General features: G+C 45.6%; 19 protein-coding genes and 2 pseudogenes. 9 read left to right on the top strand and 12 right to left on the bottom strand.

Going from position 1 to position 20,555, the window contains the following annotated elements:
• Positions 1-122 precede the first annotated feature (122 nt).
• Complete coding sequence (locus D5I41_RS04605; protein WP_119008729.1) at positions 123-1,100, top strand: aldo/keto reductase; 978 nt, start codon at positions 123-125, stop codon at positions 1,098-1,100.
• A 12-nt stretch (positions 1,101-1,112) separates the two neighbouring features.
• Positions 1,113-1,346: pseudogene (locus D5I41_RS04600) on the top strand (GlcG/HbpS family heme-binding protein); the annotation flags it as partial.
• A gap of 88 nt (positions 1,347-1,434) precedes the next feature.
• On the opposite strand, the gene D5I41_RS04595 reads toward D5I41_RS04600, so the two are convergent.
• Complete coding sequence (locus D5I41_RS04595; RefSeq protein ID WP_119008727.1) at positions 1,435-2,955, bottom strand: ISNCY family transposase; 1,521 nt, start codon at positions 2,953-2,955, stop codon at positions 1,435-1,437.
• Between the two features lie 122 nt (positions 2,956-3,077).
• On the opposite strand from D5I41_RS04595, the pseudogene D5I41_RS04590 reads away from it, so the two are divergent.
• Positions 3,078-3,275, top strand: a pseudogene (locus D5I41_RS04590) (heme-binding protein); the annotation flags it as partial.
• A gap of 73 nt (positions 3,276-3,348) precedes the next feature.
• A complete protein-coding gene (locus D5I41_RS04585; RefSeq protein ID WP_119008726.1) occupies positions 3,349-3,729 on the top strand; it encodes a VOC family protein in 381 nt (126 codons plus the stop codon).
• A 52-nt stretch (positions 3,730-3,781) separates the two neighbouring features.
• Here the strand turns inward: D5I41_RS04585 and D5I41_RS04580 are convergent, their stop codons facing one another.
• Positions 3,782-4,138, bottom strand: a complete 357-nt coding sequence (locus D5I41_RS04580; protein ID WP_119008725.1) for a hypothetical protein — start codon at positions 4,136-4,138, stop codon at positions 3,782-3,784.
• 360 nt (positions 4,139-4,498) lie between these two features.
• Here D5I41_RS04580 and D5I41_RS04575 point away from each other — a divergent pair, with 360 nt between their 5' ends.
• Positions 4,499-4,747: a hypothetical protein gene (locus D5I41_RS04575; RefSeq protein WP_119008724.1), complete on the top strand. Its 249-nt coding sequence runs from the start codon at positions 4,499-4,501 to the stop codon at positions 4,745-4,747.
• A gap of 61 nt (positions 4,748-4,808) precedes the next feature.
• Here D5I41_RS04575 and gabT read toward each other — a convergent pair whose 3' ends face one another.
• From gabT to D5I41_RS04535, 8 genes are read right to left on the bottom strand one after another with little or no spacing between them, the layout of a single operon-like run.
• Positions 4,809-6,086, bottom strand: a complete 1,278-nt coding sequence (gene gabT / locus D5I41_RS04570; RefSeq protein WP_119008723.1) for a 4-aminobutyrate--2-oxoglutarate transaminase — start codon at positions 6,084-6,086, stop codon at positions 4,809-4,811.
• 15 nt (positions 6,087-6,101) lie between these two features.
• A complete protein-coding gene (locus D5I41_RS04565) occupies positions 6,102-7,529 on the bottom strand; it encodes an NAD-dependent succinate-semialdehyde dehydrogenase (protein ID WP_119008722.1) in 1,428 nt (475 codons plus the stop codon).
• Positions 7,530-7,574: 45 nt separating this feature from the next.
• Positions 7,575-8,657, bottom strand: a complete 1,083-nt coding sequence (aguA, locus tag D5I41_RS04560; RefSeq protein WP_119008721.1) for an agmatine deiminase — start codon at positions 8,655-8,657, stop codon at positions 7,575-7,577.
• Positions 8,658-8,667: 10 nt separating this feature from the next.
• Positions 8,668-9,534 (bottom strand): N-carbamoylputrescine amidase, encoded by an 867-nt coding sequence (gene aguB / locus D5I41_RS04555; protein ID WP_119008720.1) that lies wholly within the window; start codon positions 9,532-9,534, stop codon positions 8,668-8,670.
• A 16-nt stretch (positions 9,535-9,550) separates the two neighbouring features.
• The gene (locus tag D5I41_RS04550) at positions 9,551-10,828 is read right to left on the bottom strand and encodes an NAD(P)/FAD-dependent oxidoreductase (RefSeq protein WP_119008719.1); all 1,278 of its coding nucleotides are present in this window, start codon (positions 10,826-10,828) and stop codon (positions 9,551-9,553) included.
• 45 nt (positions 10,829-10,873) lie between these two features.
• A complete protein-coding gene (locus tag D5I41_RS04545; RefSeq protein ID WP_119008718.1) occupies positions 10,874-12,358 on the bottom strand; it encodes an aldehyde dehydrogenase in 1,485 nt (494 codons plus the stop codon).
• Positions 12,359-12,393: 35 nt separating this feature from the next.
• Complete coding sequence (puuR, locus tag D5I41_RS04540; protein ID WP_119008717.1) at positions 12,394-12,951, bottom strand: HTH-type transcriptional regulator PuuR; 558 nt, start codon at positions 12,949-12,951, stop codon at positions 12,394-12,396.
• Positions 12,952-12,964: 13 nt separating this feature from the next.
• Entirely contained in the window at positions 12,965-13,714 is a 750-nt protein-coding gene (locus tag D5I41_RS04535; RefSeq protein ID WP_119008716.1) for a gamma-glutamyl-gamma-aminobutyrate hydrolase family protein, read from the bottom strand.
• A 333-nt stretch (positions 13,715-14,047) separates the two neighbouring features.
• On the opposite strand from D5I41_RS04535, the gene D5I41_RS04530 reads away from it, so the two are divergent.
• Together D5I41_RS04530 and D5I41_RS04525 are read left to right on the top strand one after the other, a co-directional pair.
• Positions 14,048-15,391: a glutamine synthetase family protein gene (locus D5I41_RS04530; protein ID WP_119008715.1), complete on the top strand. Its 1,344-nt coding sequence runs from the start codon at positions 14,048-14,050 to the stop codon at positions 15,389-15,391.
• A gap of 15 nt (positions 15,392-15,406) precedes the next feature.
• Positions 15,407-16,882, top strand: coding sequence for a Na+/H+ antiporter NhaC family protein (locus D5I41_RS04525; protein WP_119008714.1), 1,476 nt, complete (start codon positions 15,407-15,409; stop codon positions 16,880-16,882).
• Between the two features lie 202 nt (positions 16,883-17,084).
• Here D5I41_RS04525 and D5I41_RS04520 read toward each other — a convergent pair whose 3' ends face one another.
• Both D5I41_RS04520 and D5I41_RS04515 read right to left on the bottom strand, forming a co-directional pair.
• A complete protein-coding gene (locus D5I41_RS04520) occupies positions 17,085-17,465 on the bottom strand; it encodes a DUF4156 domain-containing protein (protein WP_119008713.1) in 381 nt (126 codons plus the stop codon).
• A gap of 229 nt (positions 17,466-17,694) precedes the next feature.
• Positions 17,695-18,276, bottom strand: a complete 582-nt coding sequence (locus D5I41_RS04515) for a GNAT family N-acetyltransferase (RefSeq protein ID WP_119008712.1) — start codon at positions 18,274-18,276, stop codon at positions 17,695-17,697.
• A 301-nt stretch (positions 18,277-18,577) separates the two neighbouring features.
• On the opposite strand from D5I41_RS04515, the gene D5I41_RS04510 reads away from it, so the two are divergent.
• Together D5I41_RS04510 and D5I41_RS04505 are read left to right on the top strand one after the other, a co-directional pair.
• A complete protein-coding gene (locus tag D5I41_RS04510) occupies positions 18,578-19,534 on the top strand; it encodes an AAA family ATPase (RefSeq protein WP_119008711.1) in 957 nt (318 codons plus the stop codon).
• An 11-nt stretch (positions 19,535-19,545) separates the two neighbouring features.
• Positions 19,546-20,547 (top strand): DUF58 domain-containing protein, encoded by a 1,002-nt coding sequence (locus tag D5I41_RS04505; RefSeq protein WP_119008710.1) that lies wholly within the window; start codon positions 19,546-19,548, stop codon positions 20,545-20,547.
• The last annotated feature ends 8 nt before the right edge of the window (positions 20,548-20,555 follow it).

Raw genomic sequence — 20,555 nt, 5'->3', positions numbered from 1 at the left:
TCAACCTCCATCTATTCCATTGTTTATTATAACGAACAATGAGTTCGTAAATAAGCTCTTATCATTTTCACTACGAACAATAGAATGTATCCATCAGATAATAACGACTAGAAGAGCGAACAATGAACAATAAAGTCCTGCCACTTGCTACCTACCTCCCTAACGTCAGTCAACTATCTTATGGCTGCATGGGATTGGGTGGTGGATGGAACAATGCACCAGTAAGCTCAAGCGATGTGACTCAAACTCGCACCATCATTGATACTGCCCTTGAAAGTGGCATTAACTTATTTGACCACGCTGATATTTATACCTTTGGTAAAGCAGAGCAAGCCTTTGGCGGGGCACTCAAACAAGACCCTAGTCTGCGGGACTCTCTCTATCTTCAGTCAAAGTGTGGCATTCGCTTTGCAGACCAAGATGCTGCCAAGCGCTATGACTTCTCATCACAATGGATCTTGGAATCGGTAGAGAATATCCTGCGCCGCCTTAACACTGAATACTTAGATACCTTGCTACTTCACCGTCCTGATCCATTAATGGAAACCGACGAAGTGGCTCAAGCCTTTGCTCAGCTGCATCAATCAGGCAAAGTGAAACACTTTGGCGTTTCCAACATGAACCAGCATCAGATGCGCTATCTTCAATCCGCGCTAGATCAACCCTTGGTGATCAACCAACTGGAAATGAGCCTCGCAAAACTGGATTTTGTACAAGGTGGCATCATGGCTCAGAACCACCAAGGTCAGCATTCTGATTTTGATACTGGAACCATTGAATACTGCCAAGCCAATGGTATTCAGTTGCAATCGTGGGGTTCTTTAGCTCAAGGGAAATTCAGCAATGTAGGCCTTAATGATGACTGTGCTGTTGTGCGCAGTACTGCCCAATATGTTGCACAACTTGCCGAAGAGCACGGTGTAAGCAGTGAAGCGATAGTTCTTGCGTTTCTAACGCGCCATCCAGCCAACATTCAGCCTGTAATCGGCACAACAAACTTGGATAGAATCAAGGCGTGTGCACAGGTCAATCAAGTGAAGCTGACTCATGGCCAATGGTTCACCCTGCTCGAAAAGAGCTTAGGCAACGAGATCCCATAGAAGGAGCAGCGCATGTTAAACCACAAAATAGCGCATGAACTGCTTAACAAGGCTGAGCAGGTCGCCATACAAAGAGACGCAGCCATTGCCGTCTGTATCTGCGATACCCATGGGGAATTGATTGCATTTTCACGCATGGATGGAGTGAGCGTACAAGCGGGCTTGCTTGCTCAGAACAAGGCCTATACCTCAGCTCGGGATAGACAGCCAAGTGGCAACTTAGGAGCGTGGGCTCGAGAAACGGGTAATGTCATTACTGAGGGATCTTGACGGGATAAGTACCAACCGATTCTGTCATGCTCTTTCATTCTAGCTAGGATTGATACTTCTCGCCTTAAACCTCGATATTCAGCGATTGTGATTTTTTAATCCTAAGCTCTCTGGTATTAAGGTTTTCTTCCTTCCAGATGTTTTTAATCGTGCCGATACTCACGGTGATGTCATGTTGTTTTAACTCCATCATCAATTGCATCAATGTAAAGTAAGGGTTCTGTAGCGTCAGCTCGATAATCTTGTCTTCTGCATGCTCCGATATACGCTTCTTGTTGCGCTTGAGGGGTTTATTGATCCGTTTCAGACCTATAGGCCCTTCTTCTGCCATGATTTTCTGATAGGTATAAAGCGATTGGCGAGAACAGCCAAGGATACGGGCGGCTTTAGATATACTGCCGAGCTGTTCAACGAGTTCCAGTGCTTCAATTTTCCGCTGAACCTCTTTGCCATATTCACTGCATTTACGAGGCTCAACCAACTCCGTGATATCTAATCGGCGGTGGCCAAAATAAGCGCAGAATGTGCCATCGAACTGGCATCGGATCTCTATTTTTTGATTTTCAATAGAGTAACGAATGGGCGAATCGATGACATACCTTTTGTTATTAAAGCCGAACGTATGATCACGTCGTATTGTTCGATATTCTTTTTGTACGCAGATGCCATTCAGATCTAAATTGGGAGGTAAGCGCTTAAAAGCAGAGCGGGAACTTTTGGGCTGAACTCGAACCTTTTTATCCCAGTAATTAGGGATGAACTCTTCTTGTAGATACCGATTTGCACTCTCCATGTCGGTGACCTTGCGTACTCGTAGCTCTGGTACCAGCCTATCTTGGAAAGTATCGAATGATCGTTCGATACGCCCTTTCCCTTGTGGGGAGTTAGCAAAGATAATTTCAATACCGAGCTCTTCACAAGCTCGTTGCATCTGCGAGAAGTTGCTCCGTTTGGGACCACCGAAGATGCCCGCTCTATCGACGTAGAGCGTCTTAAATATCCCTCGCTTCTCAATGTAAGCTCTCATCACCTTCATGCAGCCTTCAGTGGTCTCCGAGGGAAAAAACTGAGCATGAATATCACTCGTAGCGTCATCAATCATCGCTATCAAACAAGATTTCTCATCCCCAAACCAACGATGAGGGCTCCCATCCATTTGAAGCATAAGCCCAGGTAACTCCATACGCTCTCGGTACTTTCTGACGCGGCTTCTACGTCGCTTTGCACGTTTAACATGATGGATATCGTGTGCCCAAGAGCGTAAAGTTTCACGCTTAATGACGATACCTTCATTCTTTTTGAGAACTTCAGAAAGATGCTGCAAATTGAAATCGAAGTACTTAGTTTGTATGAGGCTTTGAACTTCTTTCTTGAGCGATTCAGGGATCTTATTGGCTGGAGTTCGCCCTCGATTACCGTGAATGATGAAGCGAATACCTTCTTTCCGATATCGACAGAGATAACGTTCAACGGTTCGACGAGACTTGTTGAGCAAGGTAGTAGCGCTATTGATACTGATTTTTCCATCGATGATTTTGCAGATAATATCGACGGTAAATTGGGATTTAGAATCCATATAGAACATCCTTCGCCCCTTCTAAAGCTCCATTAATTACTTTAAAAGGTAAGCTAAATGAGTTCCGTCAAAATCCCTTGGTAGTTAATGTAATGACAAAGTCGCTTGGTAATTAAGGTACGACAGAATTGCTTGGTGATCACACTCGAGAAACGGGTAAACAACTCAGCTACTGGACAGATCCTAAGATCACAGGCTTCATGGGCGGCCTGCCAATAGAAAAAGACGGCGCTGTTATTGGTGGTGTGGGTATTAGTGGGCTTTCTGAGAGTGACGATGAAGCCCTTGCAAAGCAAGTGTTAAGCCAATTCTCACTAACATCAGATTAAACCAGTTCAACACTGACATTCTCCCAACTTGTGCATAAGCTTAAACGCAAACACAGTTATAGGAGATGGAGTCATGGCTAAAAATCCCGTTGCTTGGGTCGAAATCTATGTTGATGATATGCCGCGAGCTATCGCTTTTTACCAAAGCGTGTTTAACGTTCAGTTAGAAAAAATGGACAACCCTGCTGCCAATGAGATTGAAATGTGGGGCTTTCCATCTAACATGGAGCAATACGGCGCTACAGGTGCGCTAGCTAAGATGAATGGCGTATCAGCCGGTGCTGGCGGGACCTTGGTTTATTTCTCTTGTGAAGACTGCGCCATAGAGGAAGCGAGAGTTGTTAGCTCTGGTGGTAGTATCCAGCAGCCAAAAATGGCCATTGGAGAATACGGATTCATGACGCTAGCAACAGATACCGAAGGCAACATGTTTGGCTTGCACTCTATGGACTGATGTATAACCGCTCAAAGCAATCATGTTTTGGGCGGTTAAGCTTTCTTCTCGCTTACGATTTAAATTTAATCGCAACCGCTGTCGCCTTACCCTTTTCAAAGCCTGTGCTGTTATCGCCAACAAAGCCCCATGTACTCTCATCAACCGATCGCACTATGATGGCATCTGCTCCCATTTTATAAGCCTTTTCTTGTAGCTTAATCAACATGCCTTCATTGCTTCTGTCATGAAAAATGGTTTGTCCTGTCTGGGTTGAAACTAGCCCCAATTCTTCATAATTCTGCTGACTTGGTACCGTATAAAGTACTTGTATTTTTGATGCTTGATCGCTTGTTACCACAGTGGTTTTGGCGCATCCCGTAAACACGAGCGTGAGCAAAAGCGACGCTAACATTGCCTTTAATTTCATAGAAAATACCTAAGATGTTTGTATGTCTGCAGAGCGATTTACTTATAAATCGCTCTAATTTCACTCAGACTACCCCATATCTTCTACCGTTAATGAATACGTTTTGTAGGACTAAATCATTCAAAGCCGAGTTATATCAGATATCAATCTAAGTCATTATCTTGCGACGGTAATTGCCATTAGGCTTCAGTGCTTTTTAAAGCGCTGCAAAGCTAGCCTCTAGATTTTTTGTGAGCGTAATCTGCAGATAGAGCGATGCAAATAAAAACGCAACACTAGTGTAATCAAAGCCTCCTAACATACCTGACACACAATAAGAACGATAAGTTTCACCTTCTAATAACTTGATTCAATAACCCTATGATTAAGAAAAAACACCCATTAGATACTCAAATTATTCAACTACTTCAGCAGCAAGGTTTGATCAAAAGCGAAGCCAATGCCCGCCTTAAACAAGAGGTGTACCAGCTAAAATCGGATGAGATAACTAAGATCCACAACTATGCGAACCACTTTGGAATGAAGGCTAAAAGTACCATGATTGAAGAGATCTTAGAGGTGCGTAGAGAGGCGATGATTTCGTCAATATCGAACGCATCGCTGACATAAAGACAAAAGCCCAGTTCATTATGAACTGGGCTTTAATCAACAATGTTAAGCAAAAGGCAATTTAAGAGTGAGTCACTTCTAGAATAATATTCTCTAGCTTTTGTAGGCCTTCAACCAACACTTCTGACTCTATGGTCAACGGTGGCAACAAGCGCACAACGTTTGCCTTCACGCCGCAAGATAACAAGATAACACCATTTTCTTGAGCCTTGCCAATGACCGCTTTGGTCACTTCTGGAAGAGGGGCGCCTGTTTTAGGGTCTGTAAACTCAACGGCCATCATCGCGCCAATAGTACGAACCTCACCGATAGAAGGGACTTGCTGCTGAAGCTTGGTCATATGAGCATTGACTATCTCACCAATACCCTTCGCCTTATTACACAAGTCTTCTTCTTCAATGATCTTCAGTACTTCTAAGCCAGCTACACACGCCAGCGGTGAGCCTGCATAAGTGCCCCCTAAACCGCCAGGTTGCGCCGCATCCATGATTTCAGATTTGCCTACTACAGCAGAGATAGGGAAACCGCCTGCAATGCCCTTCGCCAAGGTCATCATATCCGGTTCAATTCCAAGATGCTCTGTTGCGAACATCTTACCTGTACGCGCAAAGCCCGTTTGAATTTCATCGGCGATCAGTGCAATACCGTGTTTGTCACATAACTGACGCAGTGCCTGTGCAAACTCGGTCGGAGCTTTGTAAAAACCACCCTCACCTTGCACGGGTTCAAAAATAATCGCAGCAACACGAGAAGGCTCAATATCACAGCTAAACAAATCTTCCAGTGCCTGCATGCTTTGCTCAACAGTAACGCCATGAAATGCATTCGGGTAAGGCGCATGGAAGATCTCACCAGGGAATGGACCAAAGCCGGCTTTGTAAGGTGCAATTTTGCCCGTGAGTCCCATCGTCAGATTGGTTCTGCCATGAAAACCACCCTTGAATGCAATTACACCACTACGACCAGTTTTTGCACGAGCAATCTTCACCGCATTCTCAACAGCTTCAGCACCTGTAGTCAAGAAGATCGCTTTCTTTTCTGAGTCACCAGGAACTAATTGAGTCAACTTTTCAGCAAGCTCAATAAAGGGAGCGTAAGGCGTCACCATGGCACAAGTATGAGAGAAATTGTCTAACTGATTTTTTACGGCTTCAGTAATTCTAGGGTGAGAGTGCCCTGTATTGGTTACAGCAATGCCAGCAGCAAAATCGATATATTTATTCCCTTCTACATCCCACACATGTGCATTTTCAGCACGCTCTACATAGAGTGGATATACAGCGCCCATACCTTTGGCGATAACTTGGCTTCTTCTTTGGTGTAGCTGTTGATTGGTCATTGTTCTGTCCCTTTATTAATTGCCGCCGAAGCAGAGGTATTTGATGTCCATGTAGTCTTCAATTCCTTGCTTACCACCTTCACGCCCAATACCCGATTGTTTAACCCCGCCAAAAGGCGCGACTTCTGTAGAAATTATGCCTTCGTTAATGCCGACCATGCCGTATTGCAGCGCTTCGGCTACCTTCCACACACGGTGCACGTTTTGGCTATAAAAATATGACGCTAAGCCGTAAATCGTATCGTTGGCCATTTCGATGAGCTCTTCATCTGTATCAAAGCTAATCACCGGCGCTACTGGGCCAAATATCTCTTGAGAGACGATATCCATATTGTGCTTAGCATTTTTCAAGATCACAGGCTGTAGATACAATCCAGGCAGTTCTTCAATGCTCGAAGTAGGTTCGGCACCCTGCTCAATCGCCTTATTGACTAACGATTGGATATTGTTTTTCGCTGCCTGATTAATAACAGGCCCAATACTGACGCCCTCTTCTATACCGTTTCCAATCTTTAGCGCACGAACGGCAGCATCAAATTTAGACACAAAGGCATCGTAGACCTTGCTGTGGACATAAAAGCGATTCGCACAGACACAGGTTTGTCCTGCATTACGGAACTTCGACATCATAGCTCCAACAACTGCACTATCAATATCGGCATCATCAAACACAATAAAAGGGGCGTTCCCGCCAAGCTCCATAGACGTGCGTTTCACATCCTGAGCACTTTGCTGCATCAACAGTCGACCAACTCGTGTAGAGCCGGTAAAGGAAAGCTTGCGGATTGTTGGGTGAGTAGTAAATATATCGCCCACTTCTGCCGCTTGTTTACCTAGCACTATGATGAGTAAATCTCTTGGTACGCCAGCCTCATAAGCCAGTTCTGCTATAGCAAACGCAGAAAGTGGCGTATCCTCAGCAGGCTTGATCAGCATGCTACATCCCGCAGCTAAAGCGGGCGCAGCTTTACGCGTAATCATCGCAATAGGGAAGTTCCATGGCGTAATCGCCGTGGTGACACCTACGGGTTGTCGAATGGTAAGAAGGCGTTTGTCTCCACTTGGCGCTGGGATAGTCTCGCCATAGGTGCGTTTAGCTTCTTCAGCAAACCACTGGATAAAGCTTGCACCGTACATCACCTCACCCTTAGCCTCAGCTAACGGCTTACCCTGTTCAAGCGTCATTAGGCGCGCAAGGTCATCTTGATTGTCCAGAAGCAATTGGTACCACTGCTGCAGCACAGCAGAGCGTGCTTTTGCTGGCTGCTCCGCCCAAGATTGCTGAGCGAGTTTTGAGCGTTCAATAGCATCAAGGATCTCATCTTTTGACGTGATTGGCGCATAACCAATGCACTCACCAGTCGCAGGGTTGTTAACTGCAATGCTATTGTCTGACTCTGAGGCCATAAAAGAGAGCAGTTTTTTATTGTTAATAAGGTGCATAGAACTAACCTCTAAATCCTTTGTTTTTGCGCATTGAATCAATCGTTACGCTGGTATTTGCTGAGTAATACAGTGAATATTGCCACCACCCAATAGCACTTCTCTTGAGGGTATGCCGACGATTCGATAATGTGGCAATGCATGCTGCAGAATATCGATGGCTACCTTGTCTGTTGACTCATCAAGCAATGGCAGAAATATATGACCATTGACCATCAAGAAGTTGGCATACGAAGCACTTAGCCTCTCTCCTGCTTCTCGTGTCATTCCTTCACTGGCTTCAACACCCGACGCCTCTTCTTCTTTGTAAAATAGAGGTCCCGGTGTAGGAAGGCGGATAATTTCAATGTTTCTTCCTTTCGCATCACGCTGAGCTAATAGACATCTTTCAGCCTCACGGGATAACGCATACTGCGGATCTTGTGGATCATCGGTCCAACTCAGTACAACCTTAGCCGGAGCAATTACATGTAGCAGATTATCTACATGACCGTCTGTCTCATCGTTGAACAAGCCATTTGGCACCCAGATTACTTTCTCAATGCCAAGGTACTGCTGTAGCTTGTCCTCGATTTGCTGGCGACTCAGTTCAGGGTTACGCCCAGGGCTAAGAAGACACTCTTCGGTGGTGTAAAGCGTCCCTTCACCATCGGTATGTATTGCACCACCCTCTAGAACAAATGGCGCATTGTAATGGTCAAGGCCTATAGCATCACACACAACGGATGCCACTAGATCATCTTGGCTCCAGTCATCATATAAGCCATTATACTCACCACCCCATGCATTGAACTTCCAGCTGATGCCACGACGGTCCCCCTCGCTATTAACAACGATTGTTGGGCCAATATCTCTCATCCAAGCATCATTAAAAGGGATTTCAAACAGCTCGATTTCCGGCTTAAGTAATTCACGAGCCTGCTGAAGTTGCGCTTGATTGACCGCTACATTCACGGGCACTACTTCAGAGATTGCATTGGCAATACGCGCAAAGGTCTTCTGCGCTGGCAATGCATTATCACGCCAATTGTCGCGACGCTCTGGCCAAGCTAGCCAAACTTCGCCAATGGCCTTAAATTCCGCAGGGAAGTAGTATCCATCATTGCTAGGTGTGGTGGTGAGTTTCATTGTTACTCTCCTACACAGATAGCTTAGCGATGTCTGTGTATAGATCTGGGCGACGGTCTCGGAATAGTCCCCATGCATGACGAGCTTGAGTGGCTTCTTGCAAATCAATCTCGGCATAAATAATCGCTTCGCTTTCACGTGGCGCTTCAGCTAACTTTCCACCTGTGTGGTCAGTGATAAATGAAGACCCATAAAAGGTGGTCTCGATGCCATCATCTAGTTCAACACCTACGCGGTTGGACGCAATTACTGGTACTAAGTTAGCAGCAGAGTGTCCCTGCATAGTACGTTGCCAGTGATCACGAGAATCCAACGTCGGATCTTGAGGCTCACTACCGATTGCGGTTGGGTAGAAAATCGCTTCTGCACCTTGCAGTGCAAGGGTGCGAGCTAACTCAGGGAACCATTGGTCCCAGCAAATACCAGCACCAAAACGACCAAATTTTGTATCCCATACCTTCATACCTGTATCACCAGGGCTAAAGTAATATTTCTCGCTGTAACCTGGGCCATCAGGAATATGGGATTTGCGGTAGTTCTCTAACACAGCACCGTCGGCATCAATCATCACTAGCGAATTAAAGAAGCAGTTACCGGCTTTTTCAAAGTAGCTAACCGGGATAACAACACCAAGTTCTTTAGCAAGTTTGCTCATCTCTGCAATCAAGGGAGATTTGTCAGTTTCTTCAGCCAACTCAAAGTACTTCGCGGCTTGCACTTTACAGAAGTAAGGTGCGGCAAATAGCTCCTGAGGCACAATAACATTTGCGCCATTTTCAGCGGCTTCACGAATAGCGGCTTTTGCTTTCTCAAGGTTTGCCTCAAGATCCCAGCTTTTAGTCAACTGCAGTGCTGCAAACTTAACGATTCTGATCATGTCATGTCCTTATTTCTTAGATAGCTAATTTGTCACGAAGGTTGTAATACGCTGCACCAACTGCAGTAAATGGGATCTGGAAGTGGCGCCCCCCTGGGAATGATGGGTGTCTTAATGCTGCAAAAGCATCAAAACGCTCAGCGTGTCCGGTTAAAGCCTCTGCCAATAACTTGCCAGCTAGATGTGTACAAGTTACTCCATGGCCGCTATAGCCTTGAAGGTAGAAAACATTGTCGGCAAACGAACCAAATTGTGGCATTCGTGAGTAAGTCAGTAGGAAGTTACCCGTCCATTGATAGTCAATGCCAACACCCTTAAGTTGCGGGAAGATCGACTCCATTTTAGGACGTAGTAACGACTCAATATCCTTTGGATCTCTCGCGCCATACACAACACCACCACCGAACAACAGACGCTTGTCAGCGCTCAAACGGAAGTAATCAAGCAGGTAGTTACAATCTTCAACACAGTAATCACTTGGTAGGATGGTTTTCAGTTGCTCATCCGTTAGTTGCTCTGTTGCAACTACCTGAGTACCACAAGGAATCGCTTTGTTGCTGATGTTAGGAGCAAGGCCGCCAAGGTAAGCATTACCTGCTAGAACTAAGTACTTAGACTTAACGCTACCTGTTGCTGTGCGAGCGATAGGGTTTGCACCCTTTTCAATGGATGTTACTGCTGACTGTTCAAAGATTTGTCCGCCTAGGGAGACAAATGCAGCCGCTTCACCCAGTGCCAGCTTCAGCGGATGAATGTGGCCACCACGCATATCAAGCAAGCCACCTACGTACGCATCGGTACCCACTGCAGACTCGACTTCTGAAGCATCTAGAATTGAAAGCTGATCATTGCCATAACGTTCCCAGTTTTTCTTGTGATGCTCAAGACCTTTGAACTGCTTTGCGTTCAGTGCCGTAAATAGCCCGCCTTGTTTCAAGTCGCAGTTAATCTGATATTTGTCCACAAGACCTCGGATGATATCGCCACCCTCAAAGATCATGTCGCACAATTGTTTCGCTTGCTTCTCACCGTAACGGCTTTCGATGACATCTACATCACGACTGTAGCTATTCACGATCTGGCCACCATTGCGGCCCGTTGCGCCAAAGCCTACTTTGGCACTTTCTAAAACCACGACCTTGAAGCCTTTCTCTGCTAGGTGCAGTGCTGAAGATAAACCTGAGAAACCAGCGCCCACTACACATACATCACATTCAATGTTGTCTTGCAGCTGAGGATATTCAACGATGTTATCTATCGAATTAGCGTAAAACGAATCAGTATGTTTGTTCATTACAATATTCCTTATCTAATCAGTGACGACCTTAATCTTTTGAGCTTAAGGTTGTAGACGAATCCATGTCGTTTTGGTTTCGGTGAATTTCTCCATTGCGTGCAGCGATTTATCTCGCCCATTACCACTCATCTTGAAGCCACCAAACGGAACCGTCATGTCCCCTTCGTTGTAGTTATTCACCCAAACTGAACCAGCCTGAAGCTTTTTCGCCACGCGATGAACGCGATTGATGTTGTCACTCCAAAGTGCAGCGCCTAGGCCATATTGAGAATCATTCGCTATCTCGATGGCTTCTTGCTCTGTGCTAAATGGAATGACACACAATACAGGGCCGAAGATCTCTTCCTGTGCCACTCGCATCTTGTTATGGACGTTGTCCAAGATCACTGGCTCAACGAATGCACCTTGGCCTTCAACATCACCACCGCAACGCAAGGTTGCGCCTGCTTCTGTGCCTAGTTCAACATAACTCAACACCTTAGCTTTGTGCTCTTGGTCTATCAGCGCTCCCATCGAAGAAGAAGGATCGAGAGGATCTTTTGGCTGGAAATTTTTTGCAGCTAAGATGACTTTTTCTACGAACTCGTCTTTGATGCTTTCATGGACCAGCAAGCGAGTTGCGGCTACGCACACTTCACCTTGGTTATAGAAACATCCGCCTGCCGTTTCTGCGGCTGCTCGGTCTAGGTCGCCACAATCTTCAAAAACGATGTTGGCATTCTTGCCACCCGCTTCAGCCCAAACGCGTTTTAGGTTTGTTTCACCAGAAGCAATCATCAGTTGACCTGCAACTCTCGTAGAGCCGGTAAAGGTGATGCAATCAATATCTGAGTGACGAGAGAGCGCGTCTCCCACTTCATGACCGAAGCCAGTCAACACTTGGAAAACACCATTAGGTAAGCCCGCTTCAGAGGCTAATTTGCCAAGAAAGATAGCGGTTAAAGATGATTTTTCTGAAGGTTTAAGAATGACGCTATTACCAGCCGCCAGTGCAGGGCCTAGCTTCCAGCATGCAATCCATAGAGGGAAGTTCCAAGGAACGACTGCCGCCACAACGCCAATAGCTTGATGAGAAATAAAGGCATGCACGTCTTTTTCAGTTGGGGCCACTTCCCCATATACCTTGTCAATGGCCTCTGCGTACCAACGCAACGCATTGGCTGCACCTGGAATATCGGTAGAGGAGCTGTGGGCAATAGGTTTGCCCGTATCTAGGGTTTCAAGAAGGGCCAGTTCATCGTTATGAGCGTCGATGAGATCCGCGAATTTGTTCAGAACCGCTTTTCTGTGGGAAGGAGCACTGTTACTCCATTCTCCTTGTTTGAATGCGCGACGAGCACATCCTACTGCTAATTCTACGTCGTCAGATTGACAGCGAGCGATGTCTGTAATGATGTCATCTGTTGCTGGGTTGACTACCGCTAAACGTTCACCACAGATGGCTTCGGTAAACTCGCCATTAATGTAGGCTCTGCCTTCGATGTTTAGGCTTTGTTGCAGTTCAAGCCAATCAGATTTAAGTTTCATACACTCTCCTTGTTTATCACAACAAGGAAAGCCCACTAGAATGTGGTTGGCGTATGCGCACTTATCATTCTGCAAGCCTTGCCTGTGTGATTTATAAATTTATGAGGCACAGTGGTGTCTATGACATAAGACTCACCAGCCTTGATGATGTAAGAGTTGCCTTGATACTCCAGCGTGATTTCGCCTTCTAGTATCGTGCCAACCTCTTCACCCTCATGTTTTATTTCATCCGTTCCAGTGGTGCTTTGCGGGGCATACTCTTCTATCAGAAAACCGATCACCTGTTTCTTAGAGCCGTTGGTGACAAGCTTCATTGATACTGTATCGCTGCCCATTTCAACCAGTTCATCTGGCTTAAATACCACTTTTTCTTCCGCTTTCCCTGCTTGGTCAAACGTAAAAAACTCTGATAAAGACAGTGAAAATACATTCACTATTTTTTGTAAAGAACTCACAGAAGGACTGACTTTAGCATTCTCGATAGATGAGATTGCGCTGTGTGTGATCCCTGCTTTTTCTGCCAATTCCCTTTGTGACAATCCATGCTGTTTTCGCAACTGAACAATATTTTGACCAATCAGTTGGTTGTCCATTGATAAAGCTCCTTTAAGAGTTAGAAGCCTCCATCATAAATTCTTTGAACAAGATCTTAGAGAAATGATTACTTGTTGCTTGCCATTCAGGGTGCCATTGCACCCCTACAAAGAACCTTTGATCTGGGAGGCTGAAGGCTTCGATAAGGCCATCCGGGGCTGTCGCCTCTACCATTAAGGTAGCTGCCAACGTTTTGACCCCTTGATTATGAAGAGTGTTCACATCGAAGCTTTGCGTATTTTGCCAATTGTATTGAGATAGCCAGCGTTCAAAATTACTGTTTTCTTGCACCAATACAGGATGAGAAGGTGCGTATTTTTCAGAAAAATCATCAGTTTGGCTTTCTCTATGATCATTATAACCAGATTCATGTACCGCAGGGGTTAAAGTTCCACCAAGTGCGACATTCATTTCCTGAAAACCACGGCATATGCCAAGACAAGGAATATCTCTATCTATCGCATGACGAAGCAAAGAGATTGAAATCTCGTCTCTTGCTTCATCTGTTTTAAGTTCAACATGCTCAGCACCATAGCGATGTGGAGCGACGTTTGAATGACTACCAGGAAACAGAAAACCATCACACACATCCAACATCACCTCGAGGTCATCCGAGGTGCTTCTTGGAGAAATTACGATAGGTAACCCGCCAAAATCAGTGACTGCATCTAGGTAGAACTCATTTACAGCTTGTATTTGATAGCCTCCAAGAGACTTGCTGCAACTGACAACACCGATGATTGGTTTACGAGAGTCTGACATAGCCATTCCGTGTACAATTTATTTAACAAACACACTACATTTGCACTCTCCAACCATCAACCTGTTTGCCCGATATATTTAACAAAACGTGATTCATGTCGATTTTTTCTACCTAAAGGCATGTAATTTCGGTCGATATATTGAGCAAAACGCATTCAGGTGTTAAAAATAAGTTAATCAAAACAAACATCGATTTTCGATAAAACTGCTTTAATATGCATTTAAACGACTGTTTTACATAGTTTTATGCGGATAAGTGATTGCTAGGTGTGTTTAGATTTAACAAATTTAATATTTCACACACACAGCGAAACAAAACCTTGGAGAGTTCAAATGGAATGGTTTCGACAGGAAGTTAAAAATTTTCGACAAAATTGGCCAACGATAGAGTTTATTGACCTTATTTTTACCGACATCAACGGTACGCCAAGAGGAAAACGTATCCCTGCAGAAGCTTTGGATAAGGTAGGAAAAGGAATCGCACTGCCTCTATCTACTATTACGCTCGATACCAAAGGCAATGTGGTGGAATCAGCTGGGTTGGGTGAAGAGCTTGGTGAACCAGATAATATCTGTTTTCCTGTTCCAGCTTCTTTAACACCCACAGCAAGAGAGAATGTTGGGCAAGTTTTGCTCACCATGATGGACGATTCTGCTACTCAGCCTAGCCCACTCTTTATCCGCAACATCCTTGAAAGCCAGCTTGAACAGCTTAAAGACAACAACCAATACCCATGCATGGCGTTTGAGCTTGAATTCTACTTGATCGATAAAGAACGAACCCAATCAGGTGGGCTACTTAAGGCAATGAACCCAGCCAAGAATATCCGAGAAAAGAACACCGAAGTTTATGATGTCGATGGTCTAGATGACTATGACGGATTTCTAACCGACCTAAATACCCTGGCTCAAGCGCAAGGCCTAAACACCTCAGGTGCACTATCCGAATCTGCACCAGGCCAATTTGAAATCAACTTCAACCACTCTCAAGATGTGCTTCGCTCATGTGATGAAATTATCATTGCCAAGCGCTTGATTCGCCAAGTCGCTAGCCAGCACAACTTCGATGCCACATTTATGGCTAAACCTTTTGCGGATGAAGCAGGTAGTGGCATGCATGCTCACATCAGCCTTCTTGATTTGGACAACAACAATTTGTTTAGCCAAGACAATGGCGAAGCAAGCCCTCTTTTCTACCAAACAATGACGGCAATGCTGGCTCAATCTGCTGGTTCTATCGGTTTAATTTGCCCTAACGTAAATTCATACCGCCGTTTCGTACCCGGTGCCTATGTTCCAACTAAGGCAGACTGGGGAACAAATCACAGAGGCGTGTCTTTCCGCGTGCCACTGAGTGACCCTAAAAATCGTCGAATTGAGCACCGCATCGCTGGTGCTGACGTTAATCCTTATATCCTTGCTGCCGTAGTGCTGTCTTCAGTATTAGCGAGTGACCAATACACGCAAGAGCAATGTCCACCTGCTCTTAATGAAGAGGCTCCTGAACTACCAAGACGTATGTTCGAGGCCTTGAATTTACTTGAAGTCAGTGAACTCTCTCAGTTTGTTTCGAAAGAGTTCATCGGTTTGTATCTAGCCTGCAAGCATAGCGAGTTGGCTGAATTTGAGAGTGCGATCACCACGACCGAAATCGACTGGATGCTACATACGGCTTAATAAAGGAACTATTACATGAATACACAGACCAAGACGATGCCTGCATCGTTTAAAATTACCAGTAAACACACACTCATTACCGTCTTTTCGATAGCAGTGTTCCTACTGTTCACCTCTATCGGATTAAACCATGCTGAAGGCGAAGCCTACGGATGGATGGGCTTATTACCGACTGGGCTAGTGCTGTTATTTGCACTGACTACACACCGTACTGTTGAAGCATTGTTTACCGGTGCTATCGCTGGTGTCCTATTGCTGAACCCAACTCAAGCGGTGGAAGAAATTGTTGGCATCTCAATGGATGTAATGATGGATGAAACCATTGCATGGATCATCCTAGTCTGTGGCCTGATGGGCGGATTAATCGCCATTCTTGAAAAGGGCGGCAGCATCCTGAGCTTCTCAGATATGCTGGTCACCAAGGTGAAAAGTCGTAAGCAATCAATGCTGATGACATTCGGGTTGGGTATCTTGATCTTCATCGATGACTATCTCAATGCGATTGCTATTTCTTCTTCGATGAAGAAAGTAACGGATGGTTACAATGTCTCACGTGAAAAACTCTCCTACCTTGTCGATTCAACAGCAGCACCAATCTGTATCCTAGTTCCTATCTCTACATGGGCGATATTCTTTAGTTCTCTTCTTGAAGCGAACGGTGCTGCAGAAGCAGGCGAAGGCATTAAAGCCTACATCCAAGCGATTCCTTACATGGCTTACGGCTGGGTGACATTGGCGATTGTACTGTTAGTAGCGATGGAAAAAATACCAGACCTAGGCCCAATGAAGGCCGCAGAGAAACGTGCTAAAGGCGGGCAAGTACAACCTGACGACTCAGTAGAGATGGACTTAGGCTCTGATATCGCTCCACACACAAACCCGACAATGGGTCTAATCAACTTCTTGCTTCCAATGGTCGTGCTAGTGGGCGCAAGCTGGTACTTTGGCATTGATCTGTTAGCGGGTGTATTCGTAGCCATTATCTTTACTGTGTGTTTCTATGGTGTGCAAAACCTGATCTCAATGAACTCCATGTTCGATGCTATCTATGATGGTATTAAGGTGATGCTGCTGCCACTAGCGACGGTTATCGGTGGCTTCATGTTGAAAAACGTCAATGATTCACTAGGCGTGACGCAATACGTCATTGAAACAGTAAGCCCACTGCTATCTGCACAGTACTTCCCTGCAATTATCTTTATGATTACAGGTGCTTTAGTATTTGCAACAGCGTCTTCTTGGGGTGTATTTGCTGTAGCAATGCCTATCGTCCTACCTTTGGGTGAACAACTTGGTGTGCCACTACACTTAACCGTAGCCGCTCTACTTTCTGCGTCGGCTGCAGGTAGCCACTCATGTTTCTTCAGCGACTCTACCGTATTGTCGGCACAAGGTTCAGGCGTGACAGCAATGCAGCATGCTAGAACTCAGTTCCCATACGCACTTATCGGGATTGTAGCGACTTGCTTGTTCTTCCTTATGGTTGCATAAGCTAGAAACGTTAGCCGACAAACTTAGTAAAAAATAAAGCACACACTTCATTAGTTTAAACGCTGATAGTGTGTACTTTATTTTTTCTATTCTTTGTCAAACCTAAGGTCATCTATAACGTGCTTCCGATCAATTGATTGAAGATACTTGACCATATACGCTACGGCCCTAGTCTCACCACAGTCCATATATTTACTCATGGTTATTCACAATAGAATGCTTCACCCACAAGAACACTACTATAGACACCCTTACTAGAGCTCACTGCAACCCCACTTGAATCTCCATAAGCACTGATACCTTCATTACTTGAATCAACGGCTTTGGCTATCAGTACGTAATTACCACCAACCTTTGATGTCTCATTGCGGAGTTCGTTGCGAGCACCCTTAATGATATTCTCATCAGTAGTAAGATCAGCGGTAAAGAAGTTGCCTTGAGAAGCGGATACTTCCCCGCGAAATTCACATTGCTCAGTATCTAAATCCGAGACTATACGAACCCCTTTTGCATCTTCTTGAACTGGAATTGCAGAACAAGCGCTAAGAACCAATGGCGCGACTAAAAGTAGATATTTTTTCATGTCATTCTCTATTCAAAAATTAAGGTTTATTCAGGCCATTACCATTGACTACATCTGGCTAGGCATCAGATTTAAGTCCATAGATTGACCCTTTCTGGCTTCTTCATCCAGTTAGAACCTATAGGGAATTCGAATAGATATGGGGCGCTGTAGAACCCCAATATTACCGGTAGTGTCGAGAGTGACTTTGTAGTAACCAAGCCCATCTGGTCACACTAGGCAGACTTTTTTACTGGGCCAAAAACTGCTCTCGAGTCATTCCGTAATGCAACCTGTCATCAAAACCAGTTTCTAGTTTGTAGTAGTCCTTTTGCAGTCCTTCTCTAACAAGGCCACTTTTCTCTAGCGCTCGATAAGACCCTACATTCCCTGCATAGCAGTCAGCACAAAGTTTGTGTGCTCCCAAGGCATTAAATGCAAGCTGTGTCAGAAATTGACACGCCTTGGTGGCGATGCCTTGACCCCATGCATGCTCGGGAAGTTGGTATCCAACCTCATGATTCCCCTCTAGGAACATCACACTAGTCACAGCAGCCATACCCATGAACTGACCATCCGTATCTCGAATGACGCCTATGATGTTATCTGGGTAAGACTTCTCTTTAAGCGCTTGCTCCGTGCCCTCAATCATGGGCCCAAAGTAGCCTTCATACATTTCGGCAGGAGCTGGGGCAAAAAACAGATACTCTGCAACCTTAGGGTTGTCTAGCATTGCAATAATATCTTGCAGGTCTGGTTTTTGAATGAGTTGAATGGTTAGCTGTGCAGTAAGCGCGACGCGCTCACCTTTAAGGAACGGGTGAATAGACATAAGTTTGCTCTTTTATTTGAATTGTTCAAAGTCTAAATGACTTAGATACTGTCGTCATCATAGGAATGTGTAAATGCGTTCATTCAAGGCTCAATGCGATATATCAAAACCGTTGAACAGCCTATGATTGACTATCAAGTGATGTCTATAACCCCTTGAACTCACGATAAAATGCCCAAATATTAACCTTAATCATCGGTCCCTGTTTTTAGGATCAAAACAATAGCAATTGAATGGGAACTTTCTTGTCAATTTCCCATCTACCTATTTATTCAAATGCTCGCTTTAAGGAACATCACACATGCCAGCGCAGTCATTCCAGCAACTACAACGCTACCTAGAATCTCAAATTATTGGTCAAGATAACCTCGTCAAGCAACTGCTTGTTGCGCTGTTGGCCGATGGTCACATTTTAGTAGAAGGTCCCCCTGGTCTTGCTAAAACACGCGCGGTTAAATCACTAGCAGACTGCATTGAAGGAAGCTTTCATCGCGTTCAGTTCACACCCGACCTGCTACCGTCCGATCTAACGGGTACGGATGTGTACCGTCCAGAAACAGGGGAGTTCGAGTTTAAATCAGGTCCTATTTTTCACTCTTTGGTGCTCGCCGACGAGGTCAACCGTGCGCCAGCTAAGGTACAAGCGGCCATGCTTGAAGCTATGGCGGAAAAGCAAATCAGTGTGGGCCAGACCACCTACCCTCTGCCCGAGCTATTTCTAGTAATGGCGACTCAAAACCCAATCGAGCAAGAGGGTACCTATCCCCTGCCAGAGGCTCAGCTCGACCGTTTTCTACTTCATCTTGAGGTCAATTACCCCAACGCAGAGAGTGAGCTAGAGATCCTACGCTTGAATAGAGGCGAGGCTTTAGGGGAGATTCAGCACTTCGACACCCCACTATCACAGCAAGATATTTTCGAGGCTCGTCGACAGGTTTTGTCGATTCACATGGCCGAAACCATAGAGAAATACATCATTCGTTTGATCATGGCGACGCGAGATCCGCGAGCTTACAGCGACAATCTCGCAAAATGGATTGAAATGGGTGTCAGCCCACGTGCCACCATCGCCTTAGATAGAGCTGCACGAGCGAATGCATGGCTGTCGGGCCGTGATTTTGTCAGCCCAGAAGACATCCATGCAGTGATCTTCCCAGTGCTACGCCATCGCCTGCTGCTGACCTACCAAGCACAGGCCGAAGGCGTTACCGGTAATGCGGTCATCGAAGAGCTTCTGCGAACAGTTGCATCAGCTTAAGGCCGTCAGATATGTTTGAAGGCCTTAAACTACACAGCTGGTTCGCCACCAAAGACGGTAGCGCGAACCTGCTTGAACAGGCAATCACCTCAGGTGATTTGCCTAATGCCAGCAATGGTGTGACGGTCAGTGTTGAAGAGCTGAGTTTCTACCAGATCCACGGCAAGCGCTGGCAGCCACCAGCGAAGAGCCTCTGGTCACAACTCAATGGACAACATACAAGCTCGCGCAAAGGGCGAGGGATGACCTTCTCAGAAGTGCGCCAGTATCAAGCGGGCGACGATGTACGCCAAATTGATTGGCGCGTAACAGCACGAACAGGGAAGGTGCATACCAAGCTGTTCACTGAAGAGCGCGAGCGTCCGGTCGTGCTGTTTATCGACCTTACCCCGAGTATGTTCACCGGCACTCAACTGCTCTTCAAATCTGTGCAACTGTGCCATCTAGCGGCGTTACTTTCTTGGATTGCTATTGGTAGCAAAGACCGAGTAGGGGCGATCATTCGCTGCGGCAATACGCTGACTGAAATACGTCCATCTAGCTCGAAAACCGCTGTGCTTCAGCTACTCAACCGCTTGTGCGAAATTCATAATCAAGGTTTAACGATGGGAGGCGCTACTCTCACCGATGAGCCGCGCGATCCCTTTCATGCCCTTGCTAATCTGTGCCGTAAGGGCAGCGAATTGATCTGTCTTAGTGACTTCTCGACGCTTTCTGAGCAAGACATTTCCTCAATAACTCAAATTGGAGCACACAACCGAGTCAGAGCAATCCAGATCTACGACCCAATAGAGCTTGGGGACACGCAGGCCAAAGGTATTCAAGCACTGCAGGGTAGAGATCAAGTTTTCTCCGTGAATTTATCCAGTAGCAAGGCCAAAGATTCCATAAAGCACGCCTTCACGCATCAACAACAGCAGTTAAGCGAGCAACTGAGCCAATATGGCATTACGCTCTCGCAGGTTTCCAGCGGCTCACCGCTATTACAACAATTGCTTCAGCATTCTTTTTAAGTATAACG

Origin of the sequence: Vibrio superstes, assembly GCF_003569005.1 — a bacterium.
GTDB classification, from domain to species: Bacteria; Pseudomonadota; Gammaproteobacteria; order Enterobacterales; family Vibrionaceae; genus Vibrio; species Vibrio superstes.
Note: the sequence above shows the minus strand (reverse complement) of the source record. Positions and strands in the feature narration are given on the sequence as shown.

What these genes read in the sequence shown, in the direction of transcription:
- puuR (WP_119008717.1), bottom strand. Translation starts at nt 12,951, where the DNA reads ATGGACAACCAACTGATTGGTCAAAATATTGTTCAGTTGCGAAAACAG.
- D5I41_RS04585 (WP_119008726.1), top strand. Translation starts at nt 3,349, where the DNA reads ATGGCTAAAAATCCCGTTGCTTGGGTCGAAATCTATGTTGATGATATG.
- D5I41_RS04565 (WP_119008722.1), bottom strand. Translation starts at nt 7,529, where the DNA reads ATGCACCTTATTAACAATAAAAAACTGCTCTCTTTTATGGCCTCAGAG.
- D5I41_RS04530 (WP_119008715.1), top strand. Translation starts at nt 14,048, where the DNA reads ATGGAATGGTTTCGACAGGAAGTTAAAAATTTTCGACAAAATTGGCCA.
- aguA (WP_119008721.1), bottom strand. Translation starts at nt 8,657, where the DNA reads ATGAAACTCACCACCACACCTAGCAATGATGGATACTACTTCCCTGCG.
- gabT (WP_119008723.1), bottom strand. Translation starts at nt 6,086, where the DNA reads ATGACCAATCAACAGCTACACCAAAGAAGAAGCCAAGTTATCGCCAAA.
- D5I41_RS04545 (WP_119008718.1), bottom strand. Translation starts at nt 12,358, where the DNA reads ATGAAACTTAAATCTGATTGGCTTGAACTGCAACAAAGCCTAAACATC.
- D5I41_RS04505 (WP_119008710.1), top strand. Translation starts at nt 19,546, where the DNA reads ATGTTTGAAGGCCTTAAACTACACAGCTGGTTCGCCACCAAAGACGGT.
- D5I41_RS04595 (WP_119008727.1), bottom strand. Translation starts at nt 2,955, where the DNA reads ATGTTCTATATGGATTCTAAATCCCAATTTACCGTCGATATTATCTGC.
- D5I41_RS04605 (WP_119008729.1), top strand. Translation starts at nt 123, where the DNA reads ATGAACAATAAAGTCCTGCCACTTGCTACCTACCTCCCTAACGTCAGT.
- D5I41_RS04520 (WP_119008713.1), bottom strand. Translation starts at nt 17,465, where the DNA reads ATGAAAAAATATCTACTTTTAGTCGCGCCATTGGTTCTTAGCGCTTGT.
- D5I41_RS04580 (WP_119008725.1), bottom strand. Translation starts at nt 4,138, where the DNA reads ATGAAATTAAAGGCAATGTTAGCGTCGCTTTTGCTCACGCTCGTGTTT.
- D5I41_RS04575 (WP_119008724.1), top strand. Translation starts at nt 4,499, where the DNA reads ATGATTAAGAAAAAACACCCATTAGATACTCAAATTATTCAACTACTT.
- D5I41_RS04515 (WP_119008712.1), bottom strand. Translation starts at nt 18,276, where the DNA reads ATGTCTATTCACCCGTTCCTTAAAGGTGAGCGCGTCGCGCTTACTGCA.
- D5I41_RS04535 (WP_119008716.1), bottom strand. Translation starts at nt 13,714, where the DNA reads ATGTCAGACTCTCGTAAACCAATCATCGGTGTTGTCAGTTGCAGCAAG.
- D5I41_RS04510 (WP_119008711.1), top strand. Translation starts at nt 18,578, where the DNA reads ATGCCAGCGCAGTCATTCCAGCAACTACAACGCTACCTAGAATCTCAA.
- D5I41_RS04525 (WP_119008714.1), top strand. Translation starts at nt 15,407, where the DNA reads ATGAATACACAGACCAAGACGATGCCTGCATCGTTTAAAATTACCAGT.
- aguB (WP_119008720.1), bottom strand. Translation starts at nt 9,534, where the DNA reads ATGATCAGAATCGTTAAGTTTGCAGCACTGCAGTTGACTAAAAGCTGG.
- D5I41_RS04550 (WP_119008719.1), bottom strand. Translation starts at nt 10,828, where the DNA reads ATGAACAAACATACTGATTCGTTTTACGCTAATTCGATAGATAACATC.